Source organism: Methylotuvimicrobium buryatense 5G, from assembly GCF_000341735.1.
Lineage (GTDB): Bacteria > Pseudomonadota > Gammaproteobacteria > Methylococcales > Methylomonadaceae > Methylotuvimicrobium > Methylotuvimicrobium buryatense.
Genome location: NZ_KB455575.1, coordinates 3,986,977 through 4,005,503 on the forward strand (window position 1 = coordinate 3,986,977; position 18,527 = coordinate 4,005,503).

Here is an 18,527-nt window from a genome sequence, read left to right on the forward strand (position 1 = left end):
CGGGCGAGTGACCGCACCCTCCGTCACCAGACTACTTTCATTTGCCGGGGCGATGGCCAGGCCTTCATGAACGTTACGTTGCTCGATTGCCCCGTCAGTTTCTCAACGGCTTGCCGGTTTTTAGCATGTGTTCGAGCCTTGCTGCAGTGCCGGGTTGCTTGACCAGGTGCAAAAAGGCTTGTCGTTCCAGGTTCAATATGTCTTGTTCGCTAAGCGGATCGAGGGAGTCGGTGTCTCCGCCGCTCAATACGAAAGCCAGTTGGCCGGCGATTTCCCGGTCGTAGGCGGTTGCTTTGCCCGAGAGCGCTAAGTTGCGCACGGCTATGTCAAGCGCCGCGCGGGCCGAAGCGCCCGGTAAATAATAAACATAAGGTTCCGGCGGTCGGTAGTCGGCGATCATTGTCAGGACGCGCGCTTTTGCGTCGGCCAGCAGACGGTCCTTGTTCATTGTGATGCCGTCGTGTTCGGATAAATAGAGTAATTCCTTCGCCAGCAAGGCCGATTTGGACGTTTTGGCGAGCGCGATGGTCTCGAAGGCTTGCGAAATCGCCGGCATCGGTCCGCTCGGGCGGTTAGGCAAGCTAAGCCATCGGCGCAATAATTCCTTACAGCCGCCCCAGCCCGGCACCAGACCGACTCCGGTTTCGACGAGGCCGGTATACAGTTCGGCATGGGCTTGCACCGCATCGCAATGCAGCAGAATTTCGCAGCCGCCGCCCAGCGCCAAACCGGACGGCGCGCCGACGACCGGGAAAGGCGCGTATTTCAAGGCTTGATAAGTTTGTTGCCCGAGCTCGACGATTCGGGCGACGGTGTCCCAATCTTGCCGCAGCAATGCCGGGGCCAGCAGAGTTAGATTGGCCCCGGCCGAAAAATGCTCGGCTTCGTTATGGATGACCATGCCATCGAAATTGTCACGGACGACGCCGATACTTTGTTGTGTCAGGCTCAGGCTGTCCGGGTCCAAAGTATTCATTTTGCTATGAAATTCTAGGCAAACGATGCCGTCGCCGATGTCCCACAAGCTGGCCGATGTATTTTCGAGCAAGGGCGCAGCACGCCGTTTGATGTCGCCGAGCGACAGCATGCCTTCGGGACGGTGAATCGGCCGATAGCGTCGCTCTTCGTCCTTACACTCCAGGACGCCTTGCTCGGTGCGATACAGGCTTTGCCGGTCCGCGAGCAGATAGGGAATCGGTTGGTGTTTTTTTTGAAGCCGCTCGACGAACCAGTCGACGCCGAGACGATCGAGTAGTTCGAATGGACCGTAACGCCAGTTGTAGCCGAGGCGCATCGCAGTATCGATCGCAAGCGGATCGTCGGCGATTTCCGGAATCAAGCTAGCCGCATAGCTTAGCGTGTCCGACCAGACTCGCCAGGCATAGCGATTGAGCGTTTCGCCGCCGGATAAAAAATTTTTCAAATCTTCGGGTCTGTGACTGACGCCGTCGATGCGAAATTTTTCACTGACACGATAGTCGCCGGTTTGAAGGTCGACCGCTTCCTTGATTTTGGTGTCGGCATCGGGCTTGAGACGATAAAATCCGCCGAGTCCCTTGCGACCTGTGTAGCCTTTTTCGATCATGGCGCGTAGCAACGGCGGCACGGCGCCGATCGCCCGCAAACGGTCCTTGGCCGGCAGGCTTTGCTTGAAGCCGCTCAGAACATGCGGCATCAAGTCCAGGCCGACCAGGTCCAGCAAGCCGAACACGCCGGTTTTCGGAATGCCGAACAGCGCCATCGCGGCATCGCATTCTTCGACGGTCAAGTTATTCGCGATCGCTTCAAGCAATGCCGTTTGTATCCAAAAGGTACCGATCCGATTCGCGATGAAGCCCGGCGTGTCCTTGCAAGTGACGCAGCCTTTACCGAGGCGCAGGTCTGCGAACATCGCGACCGCATCGAACAAATCGGGTGCGATGTCGGGCGGCGCGATCAGTTCCAGTAGGCGCATGTAGCGCGGCGGATTGAAAAAGTGCGTGATCATGAAGCGCCGCTTGAAGCTTTCGGATTGTTGCAAGGTCAGCATCTTCAACGGCAGTGTCGAGGTGTTCGACGATATCAGCGCATCCGGTCGGCAGACCGCTTCCAGCTGTCGATAAAGGATACGTTTGATGTCCGGATCTTCGAGCACGGCTTCGACGATCCAATCGGCCTCGGCCAGTCGGCCTAAATCGTCCTCGATATTGCCGGGCGAGATCAGCCGAACGTTGTTCGGGTGCATCAGCGGCGAGGGTTGGGCGGCAAGCATTTTGGCGATCGCTTGCTCGGCTATTTGATTACGGTTCGTTGCGTTATCCGGGACGATGTCCAATAAGACCACCGGAATACCCGCATTGGCGATATGCGCGGCGATGCCGGCACCCATTACGCCGGCGCCGACGACCGCTGCTCGTTCGATATTCATGATGCTGCCTCCAGAATGGTTGCAATGCCTTGGCCGCCGCCGATGCACTGTGTGGCCAGCGCATAGCGCTTACGCTCTCGGTGCAGTAGGCTGGCCGCCTTGCCGGTGATGCGCGCGCCGGTCGCGCCGAGAGGATGGCCTAGCGCGATCGCGCCGCCGTCCAGGTTGAGTTTTTCGATAGGGATAGGCAATTCTTGTAATACGGCCAAAGCCTGCGCGGCGAAGGCTTCGTTCAATTCGACCAGATCGATGTCTTCCAGCGACAAACCGGCTCTCTGCAAGGCCTTGTGCGTCGCGGCAACCGGGCCGATACCCATGATTTCCGGCTGGCAGGCGGATACCGCGATCGATTTGATACGGGCCAGTTTCGGCAGTCCGTGCGCGTCGGCATAGGCTTCGCTGCATACCAATACCGCCGCGGCGCCGTCGGTCAGCGGCGACGACGTCGCGGCCGTGACGCTGCCGTTTTGCAGAAATGCCGGCTTGAGCTCGGCCAGACCTTCCGCAGTCGAATCGGGGCGCGGACAGCCGTCTTGATCGATGCGATCGCCTCGGTGCGTTAGAATAGGCACGATCTCATCGGCAAAGTCGCCGTTTTGTCGGGCGTGCTGCGTTTTGCGCTGGCTGGTCAACGCGAAATTTTCTTGATCCCGGCGGGCTATGGAATAGCGGCGCGCTAGGTTTTCGGCGGTCTCGCCCATGCTCATGTAGGCCTCCGGGTGATTTTTATAAAGCTCCGGGTGCGGCAAGGTATTGAATCCGCCCATCGGCACGCGGCTCATCGATTCGACGCCGGCGCAAATGAAAACTTCGCCGGCGTTCATTTGAATCGCGCCGGCCGCGATATGAATCGCTTGCATCGACGAGCCGCAGAAACGGTTGACGGTCATGCCCGCGACTGAAATCGGCAATTCCGCCAGATGCACGACGAGGCGCGCGAGATTGAGGCCTTGCTCGCCTTCCGGAAAGGCGCAGCCGAGAATCAAGTCTTCGATGGCGTTCGGATCGACGCCGCACTTGTCGATCAGGGCCTTGACCACTTGCGCGGCCAAGTCGTCGGGTCTGACGTGGGCTAACTCGCCTTTGCCCGCCGGCGTGAACGGCGATCTGGCATATCCTGCGATGACTACATTATTCATGATGCTGTCTCCTCTTCGGGAATGGCTTGCGTTATGGGGCGGCTGGTGTCCTCGGTTTGTTGCAGCGAGCTTAAAAAATCGTCGATCACCGACCAAGTCTCGCCGATGTTTTCCATCAGAATGCCGTGCCGGTCGGCATCGATCGAATGTAAATATTTTCTTGCCGCGCCTAATTTGGCGAATACGGCTTCGGCGCTTTCCGGCGCGACGATTGGGTCCCGGTTGGCATAGAGTAATAAAGTCGGCGTTACGATACCGGGCAATAATTCGTCAAGATGCTGAATCAGTCTGCGTAATTCGAATAGCGCCCGGATCGGCGTATTGCAGTAATTGATGTCGGGATGTTCCGGCGTGTTGTCGATGAACGGTTTGACGCCCTCGAAAGAAGACAGCCAGCGTACCAGGCTATTGGTGTTGTGCAGTAAAGACACCAGCATAAAAGACGGATTCAAGAATTTGACAGGCACTGAAACCGCGACAACACCGGCGATTTCGGGACGGTTTTCCGCCGCGAGCTTGAGCGCCAAAGCGCCGCCGGTCGAAAAGCCGATCAAGACGATTTTTCCGCAGTGCGCTTTGAGGATAGTAAAGCCTTTGCGCACGCTGTCGAACCATTGCTCATAACTCAAATCTCTCAAGGCATTGGGTGACGTGCCGTGGCCCTTCAACCGAATCCCAAGCACCGTGAAGCCTTGGTGCGCCAGCTTGCGGCCGTAATCGCGAAGTTCCGCGGGGCTGGCCAACAGACCGTGTATCAACAGAATACCGATGCCGTTGGTTCGGGCCGGCTTCATCAAGAATGGAGACGGGTCGGCTATGGCGCTTTCGTGTTGCTTGATTGCGCCGTTTTGCAGCGTGCTGTAGGTCTGCTGTTCGTAGGCCAGCGCGATCAGTTCGTCGTCGAAATGCCAGGCCGCCAGTTGTTCGGGAGAGATCTTGGCATAGGCTTGGTCGGCGGCCGAAAGCGTATCGCGCACGGTGCTAAGCGGCGCCGCTTCGTTATTGTAGACCGCGACCGGATTTTCCAGACGGATTTGATCGAAGTCGTGGTCTTCGCACAATTTCGGCAAGAAATGGTAGCATTCGTCTTCTTCGGCAATGAGTTGCGATTCTTTGGCGATGCATATGAAGTGCTCGAAGCGGTCGTTGACGCAATGGGTCAGATCGCTGTACTCGTCTGGGTTCAAGAGGCTCCGATGTAAATGGATGACGGGATTTTTTTGCAGATTTTTTATCGCGATATACAGTACGGTATAAAATCGGCACTTTTCGATATGCTTGAGTCCGGCGCCGATTTTGCTCATGATCAGCGTCGAGGCCAGATGGCTGAGGTTCACCGTAACATTGGCATAGATCGCTTTCATGTATTGATTGCGCGAACAGCTTGCATTTTTGACGAATAGATAGCCGAGCAGGCGTTCTTTCCAAGTTCTCGGCGCGCTTGTCAAGTTGAACGCATCGTCCGGATCGCGTATGTCCGGCGCCGTTTTGTCCATGACCCAATGCGTGCGCCAATCCCAGACGCAACAAGGATTGACCGGCTCGCCCATGCGGATGTCCATGTCGGTGTCCTTGAGCAAGATATTACCTTCGATCAAGAGCTCTTCGGTTTGCCGAAGGCTCATCGTGTCCGAAAACAATTCGACGCTTTTGAACAATAGGTTTTCGGAGTTGCGAATCGGATAAAATGTGATGTTGGCCGGTACGATCAAGGTCGGTTTTAAGGCGGCCGCCATTAATTGATCCAAGCTGTCGAATTCGAGCAGGGACTGCCAGTGCAGTAAGCGCTCTTTGTCTTTTGTTTTGAAGGCATGGCGAATCGCCGACTTCAATGCTTCTACCCCTTGTCCTAACACGGCAGGACCGGTGTGATGCTTACGTCGAAGTCCGTTCATGCGCGAATAAATACTATATTCGCCTTTTTTGTCGATGACGCGCCGGTCCTTGACCATGCCGCCTTCGGGAAAAATAATGACTTTACGTCCGCGCAGGATTTGGCCGGCCAAGATAGCGAACAAACGGGGGTGATCGTGCGGAAATACGCCGACATGCTTCAAATAATTCGACAGTACATTGTCTTCCTTGAAGAATTCGCCCGATGCGATCGAGCAGCTGTAAGCGCCGGTTTGTTCGAAAAATAGAAATTGAGGAATGAAGGTTTCGAAGCGGGAAAAATGGTTGAACAGGAAAATATCGCCTTGTAATACCTGGTTGTCGGCGAACAGTTCGAATTTGACGCTCAATAAGTTTTTGACGGCCCTGAACAACTTGACCGAGCGAATATAGAGCGCGGTGTCGATGTCGTGCCAGTTTTCGGGGTAATCGGCATACTTCATGGTGCGGTGACTCCCTGGCGTCTTTTGAAGGCCGCCGTTTGAGGTCTTGCATAAAACCGGTCGAACCGATCGATGTCGAATGGTAGCTTTATGTAAAGACTTTCTACTTTTGCATCGGTTCCCTAAGATTGAACGTATATGCCTGTCGTAGATCAAAACGCGGGGCTGGGTGAATACGTTCGTATAGGTTCTTGCCAGCACCTATGCCGGAAAAGTTTTTAGGAAAATATGCACAAAATAACTTCTATAATTTGTAGCTGTTCTTTATGAACCGGAGCATGCAAGAAAAAATCGAACTCGAACACGAGGCGGCCAAGCTGTTCATGCGGCTTTACGAACAAAAAACGGGCATTCCGATGCGGCATATTTGGCATAACGAGCCGAAAAAGCCGGATGTATCGTGTTACCTAGGTGATCGGCGCTTGGATTTGGAAATTGCGCATTTGTACGGTAGTGAAGAAGAAGCCCAACTGATTTTGGGTCGCAAAGTCAGTATCCGGACGCTAGAGGCGTTGCATCGCTTGATTACCGTTCCGGTCGGCGGGCGCCTGTTGAATGCATTGAATGCGATTTTAGCCAGCAAGGCCGAAAAGTCCTATCACAGCGACCGGGTTTGGCTGGTTTTGCGTAACGCCAATCCGCTTTGGAGCCGGGAGGAACTGGCAGATAATTTGCACAGAGTGACGCTGCCGGAGTCTCATCCGTTCGAGCAGATTTGGGTCGTCGGAGACATGGAAGGAAAGTCCGGTATTTTGCGGCTGTTTCCTTGAGCTATCCTGATACCCTGTGGCCCGGATGCCCTGTGGGAGCGATCCCCTGATCGCGATTTTGAGGTCGAGACGGTTGGATAACAATAAATGGTATCGAGGCCGCAAAAACTAAAATATGCTGTTACCCAAGCTCCAGCTTGGGTAACCTGTTCAGGAAGCTCTAGCTTCCCGACAATCAAGAAAGATTGAACGAGCGAGTCGGGGTTGTTTGAGAATGTACGGAGGTTGTGTCGGTCCCAGGAAGCTGGAGCTTCCGGGGTGTCTTTCCCAAGCTGGAGCTCTCATCGTTATACGTAAGTCAAAAATTACCCTTTTGCAACCTTAACCAATGAGACCTCGATACCATTTATTGTTACTTATAGAGCCCGTGATTAATTAAGCTACATTCGAAGCGTATTTAGTATCTTCCAGTCCCTAGCAGGACGGGGTTTGCAACCCCGTCCTAAACGTTTTGACTTTGGCCGAAGTCAGCCGAAATGTTTAGGGCAATCCGAAACGTTGGGGACGGGTTAAATAACCCGTCCCGCAGAAGTGGCTACGACTGGCCACTGCATAGGTCGCACCGTTTAAGACTGAGCCGTTGGTACCTGCGACTCACACATATCCCTAGCAGGACGGGGTTTGCAGCCCCGTCCTAAACATTTTGACTTTGGCCGAAGTTAGCCGAAATGTTTAGGGCAATCCGAAACGTTGGGGACGGGTTAAATAACCCGCCCCGCGCGGGAAAAAGGTTTAGGTTTGCCCCTCTTCCTCCTGATCCTTTTCAATCGCCTCGAGCGAGAATCTTGAAGTCAAGCCGCCAGTCGATTTAGCGATCGCTTCGGTCGCCGATCCCTTGCCTTCGCTGAGGTTGATTTTCAATTTCAAGTTATTCGGCGAGTCGGAGTTTTGCAAGGCTTCTTCGAGCGAAATTTTGCCTTCCTTGAAAAGTTTGAGCAAATGGCTGTCGAAGGTTTGCATGCCGATGTTTTCGGATTTTTCCATCGCTTCCTTGATCGTATGAATTTCGCCTTTATGAATCAAGTCTTTGACCAATTGCGTCCCCAGCAAAATTTCGATCGCCGCGACCCGTTTTCCGTCCACGGTAGGAACAAGTCTTTGGGAAACAAAGGCCTTCAAATTCAGCGATAGATCCAGCAATAATTGGTTACGCCGCTCTTCCGGGAAGAAATTGATGATACGGTCCAGGGCCTGATTGGCGTTGTTGGCATGCAGCGTCGACAAGCATAAATGCCCAGTTTCGGCGAAGGCGAGTGCATGTTCCATCGTTTCTTGAGAGCGGATTTCGCCGATCAGAATCACGTCCGGTGCCTGGCGTAGCGTATTTTTCAACGCGTCCTCGTAACTGAGCGTATCGACGCCGACTTCGCGTTGATTGACCAGGCAGCGTTTGTGCGGATGAAGATATTCGATCGGGTCTTCGATCGTGATGATGTGCCCCGACGAATTGCTGTTGCGGTGATCGATCAGTGCGGCCAGGGAGGTCGACTTGCCGGAGCCGGTGCCGCCGACGAATAGAATCAAACCGCGCTTTTCCATGATGACTTTTTTCAGCACTTCGGGCAGGCCTAATTGATCGGCATTCGGAATATCGACCTTGATGTTTCGAATGACCAAGGCCAGGTTGTTGCGCTGTTTGAAAATATTGACCCGGAATCGGCCGATGCCCTGTTCGGTGATCGCCAGATTCATTTCCGGGACGTGTTCGAAGTCTTTTTGCTGATCGGCATCCATTAAACTGTAAGCGATAGCCTTGATGCGTTCGCCGGTCAGTTTTTCGCTTTCGAGCGGTTTCAATGCGCCTTGAAATTTTGCCGCGGCCGGCGCGCCGACCGTTAAGTAAAGATCGGAACCGTCTTTGCTGACCAAAATTCTTAGATAATCTTTAAAATCCATAATGAATCCATTAGTTTACATGTAGGATGGGTAGAGCGGAGCGAAACCCATCGGGGAGCGCCACGAAAGCCACTGTAACGCTTATGAAGGCCTGGCAATCGCCCCGGTAAATGAAAGTGAGAGGGTGAGGGAGGACGCGGTCACTCGCCCGACAGGACGCCGTGAATACGTCCATGTAGGCTCGACGGCGGAATCTGATTGCCATGGATGGCATGAATGCAGATTTTGCAGGAGCAAAAATCTGCCCTGCCGCCGACGCCTGTCGATCGAGCAACCGCACCCTCCTTGGAACCGGCATTGTTTTTCATATCGAAAAATTAGAGCCACGGTGCCAAAAATTTGATGGCTAGCTATTCTAGGTGATAATCACCGAAGTTGAACCCTGTTTAGCCAAGAAATGCGTATAATGACGCAATTTTTTAAACAAGCATTTTAAACACGATAATAGCGTTATGTCCGAACAAAGAAAAGCGGCGGCATTGATATCCGGAGGATTGGATTCGATGTTGGCCGCCAAAGTAATCATCGAACAAGGGGTGCATGTCGAAGGCATCAATTTTTTCACCGGCTTCTGCGTGGAGGGACACACGCATGCGATTCGCGAACGGGACCGCGCCAAGCCCAAGCGCAATAATTCGCTGTGGGTGGCCGAACAACTCGGCATCAAATTGCACATCGTCGATGTCATCGAGGAATACAAGGATGTGCTGATCAATCCTAAGCACGGCTACGGCAGTAACATGAATCCTTGTCTGGATTGCAAGATTTTCATGGTCAACAAGGCTAAGCAATGGATACAAGAGAACGGCTTCGATTTCATCATCACCGGCGAGGTCATCGGTCAACGGCCGATGTCGCAGCGTAAACAAACGATGCCGATCATCGCGCGCGAATCCGGTGCCGACGATTTGCTGCTCAGACCCTTATGCGCCAGAAATCTTCCGGAGACTCTGCCGGAGCGCGAAGGCTGGGTCGACCGCGCCAAATTGTTCGGCTTTAGCGGACGATCCAGAAAACCGCAAATGGAATTAGCGCAGCAGTTCGGCTTCGTCGATTATGCGCAGCCGGCCGGTGGCTGTTGTTTTTTGACCGACGAGAGTTATTCGGCGAAATTAGTCGATTTATGGCAAAACCGGGGTACGAAAGACTACGAACTCGACGATGTAATGTTGTTGAAAGTCGGGAGGCATATCCGTCCCAAGTCCAATTTCAAAGTCATCGTCGCGCGCGAGGAGGGCGAGAGCCGTTTTCTCGAAGGCTATAAAAAAGAATTCACCAGCTTGATCAGTAGCAGTCACAGCGGACCGTTAGCGTTGATCGACGGCGAACCGACCGATGAGGACTTAGCCTTGGCCGGACGCATCATTGCACGTTACGGACAAGGGCGCGATGCCGATCAGGTCGATATTTTGGTTAGAAGTCAAAAAGGTCTGGAACAAACGATTCAGGTGGCCCCGTTCGCGCCGGAGCAAATTGTCGAGGAGTGGTTCGTATGAGCCGGGAAACCCTAAATGCGCGGCGTCTGCTTTGCCCGTTGCCGGTGATACGAACGCAAGACCGGGTCAAACGCATGGCGGCCGGAGAACAATTGGAAGTTATTTGCACCGACCCCGGCGTGATGCAGGACATCCCCGCCTGGTGCCGCATCAATGGACACGCGATCCTTGAAACCAAAGCCGAGGACGGCGAATATATTATTGTTCTCGAAGTAGGCGAATAATGATCGAAGCGCGCCAGTCAGTCGAATCCGATCGGCTAAAAGCGAAGGTCAGTATCGTTGCTGCATGGACCAACCTAGCATTGTCGGTTCTGAAAATCGGCTTCGGTATACTGGGTCAATCGGCGGCCTTGATCGCGGACGGTGTCCACTCCTTATCCGATCTGGTCAGCGATTTACTGGTCATTACCGCGATTAAACTGGGCGCGCGAGAGGCCGATTTCGACCACCCGTACGGGCATCGGCGTTACGAGACGATCGCGACGGTCGCGCTAGGCGTCGGGTTGATTATAGTGGCCGGCGGCATCGCCTATGATGCAATGGAAAGAGTTCGCCAGCCCGAGCGCTTGTTGATGCCGGAATTCGAGGCGATGGCGATAGCCGCCTTATCGGTATTGACTAACGAATGGCTCTATCAATACACCAAGCGCATTGCCAAGCAAACCCGGTCCAAATTATTACTGGCCAATGCCTGGCATCATCGTAGCGATGCGATATCTTCGATCGTGGTGATCATCGGCGTGGCCGGCGTTTGGGTCGGTTATGAATATGCCGATGCGGTCGCCGCCGGGATCGTCGCATTGATGATCGCTAAAATCGGTTTAAGTCTGGTGATTCAAAGCGTCAAGGAGTTGGTCGATACCTCATTGCCCGAGACCTTGATCCGCGAGATACGCAGAGTGATCAAAACGACTCCCGGCGTGCGCGGCATTCATCTGCTCAGAACCCGCCAAATGGGCGAAGATGCCTATATCGACGCGCATATCGTCGTCGATGCCAGAATCAGCGTTTCCGAAGGACATATGATCGGCGATGCGGTCCGGCAAAATCTGAAAGCCGAATTCGACGACGTGGTCGACGTATTGGTCCATGTCGACCCCGAAGACGACGAATTCATCGACGAGCCGGTCGATGTGTTGCGTGCGGATGTGCAGGGTTACTTGCGTAACTATCTGGCCGAATTATTCGAAGATATCGAAGATTTCAAGATTCATTATCTGGAAGGGACAATCGAAATCGAAGTGATTTTGCCGCATCTGATGGGAAGTCAGCCGGAACGGATGGAAAAAGTTAAGCAACAATGCGCGCTGATGCAAGGCGCGTTTCCCAACATTAGCAAAATAAGCGTTTTATTGAAGATTTAGTATCTAATCAGTGTATGTGGTTGGTGTCAGGCATTAATTTCTAAGGACGCGTGAATATATCCCTGTAAGCTCTGACTGCAACGTCCTGTTGCAGACTGCCTTATAAATTAATGCTCGACATCTTCTTACTTATCCTAATGATTATGAAAAAGCTGTCATCACACTGGCAAATAAGAGTGCGAGGGGTGGGGAGGGTACGGTTACTCGCCCGACAGGACGCCGTGAATACGTCCATGTAGGCTCGACGGCGGCTTTCCCTGCCGCCGACGCCTGTCGGTCGAGCAACCGCACCCTCTCCGGAGCCGGCATTTTCTCTGCCGAGCTTCTTATATCGAAAAATTAGATAAAGAGCCAAAATCTACTAACTTTCACAGTAACAATTACAAGATTTAAAGGAGTCTATATGGCGGTGGGGCAGGTGACGTTTCCGGTAATGCACCAGGTGGACGGGATTGAGTTGGGCACGGCGTGCGCGGGCATCAAGCAAACGCAACGCGACGATCTGTTGCTCATACAAATGCGCGAAGGATCGACTTGCGCGGCGGTGTTTACACAGAACGCGTTTTGCGCGGCTCCGGTAGTTGTCGCGAAGGAGCATTTACAACAGGCCCCGCGTTGGCTGCTGATTAATTCCGGTAACGCCAATGCCGGCACCGGAAAAAGGGGGCTTGACGATGCCTTGTCGACCTGCGCGGACTTGGCAGAACTTGCCGGCGCGGATGCCCGGCAAGTTCTGCCGTTTTCGACCGGCGTGATCGGCGAACCGTTGGCCGTCGATAAAATCAAGGCGGCTTTACCGAAGGCCTTTGCCAATCTGGCCGAGGATCATTGGGAACAGGCCGCGCGCGCGATCATGACCACCGATACCTTTCCGAAAGGTGCATCGTTTACTCTCGAAATCGGCGGCGAGACGATCACGTTGACCGGCATATCCAAAGGCGCGGGCATGATTCAGCCGAACATGGCGACGATGCTGTCTTTCATCGCGACCGATGCCAAAATCGAGCGGGAATTGCTGCAGGCTTGTTTAGCGCGCGCCACCGAGTTATCGTTCAACCGCATAACCGTCGACGGCGATACCTCGACCAACGACGCCTGCGTCTTGATGGCCAGCGGCTGTTCCAAAGTACCCGAATTGACCGAAGGCAGCCCGGCCTACCAAGTCTTTGCCGACGCCGTGTTGAAGATTTGCAAGCAACTCAGCGAAGCGATCGTCCGGGACGGCGAAGGCGCGACCAAGTTGATGCGAATCGTTATAAATCAAGCCTTAGATGATGAAGAGGCCGTGCGCGTCGCCAAGACCATAGCCCATTCGCCGCTGGTCAAGACCGCGTTTTTTGCCAGCGATCCGAATTGGGGTCGCATTCTGGCGGCGGTCGGCAGGGCCGGCGTCGACAACATGGACCTGGAGCGGGTCGATATACACCTGGGCGACGTGTGCATCGTGCGCGGCGGCGGCCGCGCCGAAGACTATACCGAAGCGGCCGGCCAGCGAGTGATGAACGAACCGGAAATTACCGTAACCGTAACGCTCGGACGCGGCAGCGCCTCGCAAGAAGTCTTGACCTGTGATTTTTCCTACGACTATGTGCGGATCAATGCGGAGTATCGGACTTAGGTGAAAGGTGAAAGGTGAAAGGTGAAAGGTTAAAGGTTAAAGGTGAAAGGTGAAAGGTGAAAGGTTAAAGGTTAAAGGTTAAAGGTTAAAGGTTAAAGGTTAAAGGTTAAAGGTTAAAGGTTAAAGGTGAAAGAGGAAAGAGGAAAGAGGAAAGAGGAAAGGAAGCCCGGCGCTCTGTGGGAGCGATCCCCAGATCGCGATTTCGAAGCCCGAGAGTGTTAAGTGACAATAAATGTTATCGAGGTCTCATTTTCTCGTTCCCAAACTCTGTTTGGGAATGTCTACCCGGACGCTCTGCGTCTAACAACGCGGAGCGTTGCGGTATGAATTCCCACGGAGACCCTAGGAACTAGCCCTGTAGGATGGGTAGGAGCGTAGCGGAAACCCATCATGGTCTCCCTCGAACGCCAAAAAAACATAGCGGACGGATTGATAAAACCCGTCCGAAGAAAGAACAGGCGGCGGTGAAAAACGATGGGTTTCGGCTTCCGCCTCTACCCATCCTACGCAAGAGCCGCTATGCGGGATGTGCTGAGCTGTTTTTATCGTTCCTACGCTCCAGCGTCCAGTAAGGCCGTAGGATGGGTAGCAGCGAAGCGGAAACCCATCATGGGGCACGATAAACGGTAGGGAAACAATACGGAGCCATTCGAATAGTCCCCATAGCGTGAAAACCATTTGAAACAGCATCAACAAGAACAACAACTTATGAAATCGGTTTTAGAAGTCGCCGTTGGCGCGGTTGTCGACCGGCACGGTAAAATTCTGATCGCCAAGCGCCCCGACGATAAACATCAAGGCGGCCTATGGGAATTTCCGGGCGGTAAAATCGAGCCGGGCGAAACGCAGCGTCAAGCATTGGACCGCGAGCTCCATGAAGAACTGGCCATCGACGTTAAAACCGCAACGCCGCTGATCACGATTCATCACGACTACCCGGACCTCAGCGTAAGACTCAAAGTTTGGCGGATCGACCGGTTCGAAGGCGACCCGCATGGCAGAGAAGGACAAGCGGTCGAGTGGGTCGCTCCGACCGATCTTCAAAACTATTCCTTTCCGGCGGCGAATCGTCCGATCGTGACCGCGCTCCGCCTGCCGCCGTTTTATGCCATCCTGGACGACAGCACCCCCTCGGCGTTATTCTCTAACTTAAAAACCATTCTCGCCAACGGCATCAAACTGATTCAATTGCGCTTGAAAAAAGTAACGGCCGGCGAAGCGGCAGAATTTATCGCGCGCATCCTTCCTTTATGCCGCCGTCATGGCGCATCAGTCTTGCTCAACTCGGCCGTATCCGGAATCGAGGCGAGTGCAATAGACGGCATACATTTAACCGGAAAGGATTTAATGGCGTTACGCGAACGGCCGGACAGCCAAGGCTGGCTGGCCGCCTCTTGCCATAATGAAGCGGAACTGCGCCATGCCGAAACCGTCGGCGTCGATTTTGCCGTCTTGGCGCCGGTATTGCCGACCGCCACGCATCCGGGAGCCCGAATACTCGGTTGGCAAGGCTTTACAGCGCTCGCCGAAACCGCGAATATTCCGGTTTTCGGCTTGGGAGGCTTAGCAAAGGACGATCTGGCGCGAGTCCGTGAAGCCGGCGGCCAAGGCGTGGCCGGTATCCGGGCGTTCATCGAAACAGAATAAAAGCGTTCCCATGTTCCGGCATTCAGCAGTAGGATGGGTAGGAGCGAAGCGGAAACCCATCATGGGCGCCCGCAAACGGCAGGAAAACCTTACGCGGCCGAATCGATAAAACTCGCCCGACGGGGAATAGGAGTTTAAAAACCCGTATGGCGGAGGATTTGCCGGCGGGGTGAAAACGATGGGTTTCGGCTTCCGCCTCTACCCATCCTACGCAAGAACGGCGATGCAGGGTGTGCTGTAGGGAACCCCGCACACAACCGGCACCCCAACAGTTTAAGACCCTAAAAGGCAAAACCAATGCGATTCGACCCCCCTCGATTTTTCTTGATAATGTTCTTGCTGACGCTCCTAAGCCAAACGGTTACGGCAAAGACCGACCCTGAACTCGTCATGGACGTGTTTTGGGGTCAAAACTGTCCTCATTGCCTGGATCAAAAGCCCTTTCTGAGCGAATTGGCAGCCCGTTACCCGCAATTGCAAGTCCGGCAGCATGAAGTGTGGCGCAACCGCTTCAACCGGGAACTCTTTCAATTGACCGCGCGAGAACACGGCGTAGAAGCCGGCAGCGTGCCCGCCGTATTTGTCGACGGCAAGGTTTTTTTCGGCGATGCGCCGTTTATCCGGAAACAAATCGAAGATACGGTTAGGGCCTCCCTAAACCGAAAGCAGCAGCCGGACGACAGGCTAAAGGAAACGTTGGCGCAGCAGTCTCAAACTGACCGAGGATCGCCAACTAACGTCTCAACTACAATCGACGTCCCCTGGCTCGGCACCATAGACCTGGTCCGGCAACCGCTGATATTCAGCACCCTCTTGATTGCCTTTGTCGACGGCTTTAATCCATGTTCGTTATGGGTGTTGACGCTGCTGTTAGGCATGGTGATACATTCAGGCTCCAGAAAACGAATGTTGCTGGTCGGCCTGGTGTTCTTGTTCACCACGGCAACCCTCTACGGCGCCTTTGTCGCCGGCGTCTTTAAAGTGCTGGGCTATGTCGCCTATCTAATCTGGGTGCAGTGGCTGGTGGCCTTGTTCGCACTGCTATTCGGTTTGGTCAATGTCAAAGATTATTTTTGGTTTAAAAAAGGCATTTCGTTCACGATATCGGACAAACATAAACCGGGTATTTATCAATCGATAAGAGGCTTGTTGAATCCGGAAACAAAAGGTCTTGCGCTCGCGGGCGCTACCTTCGTCATGGCCTCGGGCATCGCATTGGTCGAATTGCCTTGTACGGCAGGCTTTCCGGTGATATGGAGTCAACTGGTCAGATCGCAGCAAGTCGGCACGATGGAATTTTTAGGCTTATTGCTGATTTATCTATTGATCTATCTTTCGATCGAAATCATTATTTTTTTGACGGCCTTGATAACGCTGAAAAGGCAAAAATTTGAAGAAAAGCACGGTCAAACGCTCAAACTTATCGGCGGCATGATCATGATCGCGCTGGGGATCGTCATGATCGTCGCCCCGGATATGATGAACGATCTCACCGGAACCTTAATCGTATTCTCGGCCGCCTTGTTCGCGGCGGCAGTAATCATACTCGTCCAAAAAATGCGAACCGATGCGGAATAAGCCGTATAGCGCAGTAGGATGGCTAGCAGCAAAGCGGAAACCCATCATGACAGCCATTGCAAAAGATGCGTCTAAAACAAGATTGTCGTAATGAATACAATAAAGCCATCACTTAAATACAAACTCATTGCCGCATCGCTGATGGGGTTCATTGCCTTGATTGCCATCACGCCGTTGTGCGGCTTTCTATTTCAATGCGGCTGTGATTGGCCTTGGCTGGGTTTGGATGCCGGGTGTAATTATCACGATTTGCATGCCAAGCATAAATGCCCGTGGTGCGCTTCGCTGGCGACGGGAGTTTTGTCGGCAGTCGCGGCAACGTTGCTGTCGGTGTTAACCGTAATGATCGCGCCTGTTCCGCGCTTCTTGCGGTTCGTTAATGAATGGGTTTTAAGGATTTCCTTTGGATCGGCAATTTTTGCGGTGACCGCTTTGGTAATGGCCGCAATCGCCGCAGTCCGGCAAGACTACCCTTTAGGCGTGGGAAGATTGTTGATAAGCGCTACGATCTAATCCTTATCGCACCCACGCTTCAGTGTGGGAGCCATTTGAAACCTTGATGAAGAATAACAGAAAATAATCGAGCCAATTGTCATTGGCCTATTAAATTGGCAGAATATGCCAACACTAATCATCGGAGCTTACTATGCCTACGCGCAATGTTGTTCTTACCGATCCACAAATGCAATTTGTGGAGCAATTGGTCCAATCGGGTCGTTATCAGAATGCCAGCGAAGTACTGCGAGAAGGATTGCGCTTGATGCAGCAGCGAGAACAAGAGCAAACTGTCCGCTTGCAAGCGTTGCGTGAGGCTGTCGCTGTGGGTATCGACGATATGGAGGCGGGCCAGTATACGACGCTGGAATCGGCCGATGCCATTCGCATGCATATGGCTGGGTTGGTCAAACACGCTACGTCACCGCGCTGATGACCTGTTGGACGGTCCGTCTTGCTCGGCAAGCCGAACAAGACATTGCGGATATTTTAACCTGGACAGCCGAGCGACTCGGCCCGCAACAGGCCGAGGTCTATAGGGAAACCCTGACTCAAGCATTGGCAGCCCTCATCGATGGACCCGGTATTATGGGTGCCAAATGCCGTGATGACATTCAGCAAGGGGTTTTTGTTCTTTCCGTTGCGAGGCACGGGCTGCGCGGTCGCCACATCCTTGTCTTTCGGCAAAGCGAAGCATGCTTTGTCGATGTTCTTCGCGTGCTTCACGACAGCATGGACATGGCTTGTCACATCGAGTGATAAATCGCTAAGGTCGGTGTTTAGATGACTTTCATCATTCCCACTCTCCGGCTAGCGTTCACACGTTTCAGCGTGGGAGCCATGTAAAATGGCTCAAGCCGCCTCGCGCGGCAAAACCTCGCGCTCTATGGCGTCAAGCGAGGATTGCTGTGCCCGGCGTAAGTCATAAGCTGTTTGCAGGTTCAGCCAGGATTGTGCATCTCCGCCAAAATAACGCGCCAAGCGCAAAGCGGTATCCGGCGTAATCGCGCGGCGTTCCTTAACGATTTCATGCAAACGCGTGGTCGGAACGTGCAAAGCGGTTGCCAACCCGTTTACGCTTAATGCCAAGGGATTCAAAAAATCTTCACGCAGGATTTCGCCGGGGTGTATCGGACGCATACGGTTTTCTATCATGAAATTTTTTCCTCAATGGTAATCAACAATTTCAACCTCAAAAGCATCGTTATCCAACCAGCGAAAACCCACTCTCCACTGGTCATTGATGCGAATGCTGTATTGTCCCGCACGACTCCCTTTTAGCGCTTCCAGGCGATTGCCCGGAGGGCTGCGTAAAAACGCCAGGCTAGCCGCGGCATGCAGTTGCGCCAACTTACGTTCGGCAATAGCTTGAAACGCGCGAAAACGTTTAGGCGATTCTCCTTCGAACAAGGCTTGGGTGTCTTTGCAGTGAAACGACTTAATCATTCGGAAGAGAATATTACGCAAAGCGTAATACGTCAAGCAGGCGATTTTTATCGATTCCACACTCCAGTGCCCAGAAAAACGATGGGTTTCGGCTTCCGCCTCTACCCATCCTACGCAAGAGCCACCCTGTAGGATGGGTAGCAGCGAAGCGGAAACCCATCATGGGCACCCCGCAAACGGCAGGGAAACACTACGCGGCCGAGTCAATAAAACCCGTCCGGCGGGAGATTTAGCGGCGAGGGTGAAAACGATGGGTTTCGGCTTCCGCCTCTACCCATCCTACGCAAGAGCCACCCTGTAGGATGGGTAGCAGCGAAGCGGAAACCCATCATG

The 18,527-nt window shown here is 53.5% G+C and carries 17 protein-coding genes; 10 read left to right on the forward strand and 7 right to left on the reverse strand.

Going from position 1 to position 18,527, the window contains the following annotated elements; translation table 11 throughout:
* Positions 1-94 precede the first annotated feature (94 nt).
* From METBU_RS0117920 to METBU_RS0117930, 3 genes are read right to left on the reverse strand one after another with little or no spacing between them, the layout of a single operon-like run.
* On the reverse strand, positions 95-2,407 hold the full coding sequence (locus METBU_RS0117920) for a 3-hydroxyacyl-CoA dehydrogenase/enoyl-CoA hydratase family protein (protein WP_017841933.1): 2,313 nt from the start codon (positions 2,405-2,407) through the stop codon (positions 95-97).
* On the reverse strand, positions 2,404-3,546 hold the full coding sequence (locus METBU_RS0117925; protein WP_017841934.1) for a thiolase family protein: 1,143 nt from the start codon (positions 3,544-3,546) through the stop codon (positions 2,404-2,406). The genes METBU_RS0117920 and METBU_RS0117925 overlap by 4 nt, the downstream gene beginning before the upstream one ends.
* Positions 3,543-5,882 carry an alpha/beta fold hydrolase gene (locus tag METBU_RS0117930; RefSeq protein WP_017841935.1) on the reverse strand — a complete coding sequence of 780 codons (2,340 nt, stop codon included), beginning with the start codon at positions 5,880-5,882 and terminating at the stop codon, positions 3,543-3,545. Before METBU_RS0117930 ends, METBU_RS0117925 begins: the two co-directional genes overlap by 4 nt.
* Positions 5,883-6,160: 278 nt before the next feature.
* Between METBU_RS0117930 and METBU_RS0117935 the strand changes: the two genes are divergently transcribed.
* The gene (locus tag METBU_RS0117935) at positions 6,161-6,652 is read left to right on the forward strand and encodes a hypothetical protein (RefSeq protein WP_017841936.1); all 492 of its coding nucleotides are present in this window, start codon (positions 6,161-6,163) and stop codon (positions 6,650-6,652) included.
* Between the two features lie 732 nt (positions 6,653-7,384).
* On the opposite strand, the gene METBU_RS0117940 is transcribed toward METBU_RS0117935, so the two are convergent.
* Together METBU_RS0117940 and METBU_RS28245 are read right to left on the reverse strand one after the other, a co-directional pair.
* Positions 7,385-8,548 carry a PilT/PilU family type 4a pilus ATPase gene (locus tag METBU_RS0117940; protein WP_017841937.1) on the reverse strand — a complete coding sequence of 388 codons (1,164 nt, stop codon included), beginning with the start codon at positions 8,546-8,548 and terminating at the stop codon, positions 7,385-7,387.
* 140 nt (positions 8,549-8,688) lie between these two features.
* The gene (locus tag METBU_RS28245; RefSeq protein WP_175421708.1) at positions 8,689-8,856 is read right to left on the reverse strand and encodes a hypothetical protein; all 168 of its coding nucleotides are present in this window, start codon (positions 8,854-8,856) and stop codon (positions 8,689-8,691) included.
* Positions 8,857-9,000: 144 nt separating this feature from the next.
* On the opposite strand from METBU_RS28245, the gene METBU_RS0117950 reads away from it, so the two are divergent.
* The 9 genes from METBU_RS0117950 (at position 9,001) to METBU_RS0117990 (ending at position 17,507) form a co-directional block, all read left to right on the forward strand.
* Complete coding sequence (locus tag METBU_RS0117950) at positions 9,001-10,044, forward strand: tRNA (5-methylaminomethyl-2-thiouridylate)-methyltransferase (RefSeq protein WP_014146966.1); 1,044 nt, start codon at positions 9,001-9,003, stop codon at positions 10,042-10,044.
* Positions 10,041-10,268 carry a sulfurtransferase TusA family protein gene (locus METBU_RS0117955; protein ID WP_014146967.1) on the forward strand — a complete coding sequence of 76 codons (228 nt, stop codon included), beginning with the start codon at positions 10,041-10,043 and terminating at the stop codon, positions 10,266-10,268. Before METBU_RS0117950 ends, METBU_RS0117955 begins: the two co-directional genes overlap by 4 nt.
* Complete coding sequence (locus METBU_RS0117960; protein ID WP_017841939.1) at positions 10,268-11,410, forward strand: cation diffusion facilitator family transporter; 1,143 nt, start codon at positions 10,268-10,270, stop codon at positions 11,408-11,410. The genes METBU_RS0117955 and METBU_RS0117960 overlap by 1 nt, the downstream gene beginning before the upstream one ends.
* A 403-nt stretch (positions 11,411-11,813) precedes the next feature.
* Positions 11,814-13,028 carry a bifunctional glutamate N-acetyltransferase/amino-acid acetyltransferase ArgJ gene (gene argJ, locus METBU_RS0117965; RefSeq protein WP_017841940.1) on the forward strand — a complete coding sequence of 405 codons (1,215 nt, stop codon included), beginning with the start codon at positions 11,814-11,816 and terminating at the stop codon, positions 13,026-13,028.
* A gap of 708 nt (positions 13,029-13,736) precedes the next feature.
* Positions 13,737-14,675: a Nudix family hydrolase gene (locus tag METBU_RS0117970; protein ID WP_014146970.1), complete on the forward strand. Its 939-nt coding sequence runs from the start codon at positions 13,737-13,739 to the stop codon at positions 14,673-14,675.
* A gap of 297 nt (positions 14,676-14,972) precedes the next feature.
* Positions 14,973-16,253: a hypothetical protein gene (locus tag METBU_RS0117975; protein WP_017841942.1), complete on the forward strand. Its 1,281-nt coding sequence runs from the start codon at positions 14,973-14,975 to the stop codon at positions 16,251-16,253.
* Between the two features lie 90 nt (positions 16,254-16,343).
* The gene (locus METBU_RS0117980) at positions 16,344-16,766 is read left to right on the forward strand and encodes a hypothetical protein (protein WP_040575345.1); all 423 of its coding nucleotides are present in this window, start codon (positions 16,344-16,346) and stop codon (positions 16,764-16,766) included.
* Positions 16,767-16,899: 133 nt separating this feature from the next.
* Complete coding sequence (locus tag METBU_RS0117985; protein ID WP_017841944.1) at positions 16,900-17,181, forward strand: type II toxin-antitoxin system ParD family antitoxin; 282 nt, start codon at positions 16,900-16,902, stop codon at positions 17,179-17,181.
* Positions 17,181-17,507 (forward strand): type II toxin-antitoxin system RelE/ParE family toxin, encoded by a 327-nt coding sequence (locus METBU_RS0117990; RefSeq protein ID WP_017841945.1) that lies wholly within the window; start codon positions 17,181-17,183, stop codon positions 17,505-17,507. Before METBU_RS0117985 ends, METBU_RS0117990 begins: the two co-directional genes overlap by 1 nt.
* A 93-nt stretch (positions 17,508-17,600) precedes the next feature.
* Here METBU_RS0117990 and METBU_RS0117995 read toward each other — a convergent pair whose 3' ends face one another.
* A complete protein-coding gene (locus tag METBU_RS0117995; RefSeq protein ID WP_014146975.1) occupies positions 17,601-17,903 on the reverse strand; it encodes a HigA family addiction module antitoxin in 303 nt (100 codons plus the stop codon).
* 12 nt (positions 17,904-17,915) lie between these two features.
* Positions 17,916-18,254: a type II toxin-antitoxin system RelE/ParE family toxin gene (locus tag METBU_RS0118000; protein ID WP_017841946.1), complete on the reverse strand. Its 339-nt coding sequence runs from the start codon at positions 18,252-18,254 to the stop codon at positions 17,916-17,918.
* Positions 18,255-18,527 lie beyond the last annotated feature (273 nt).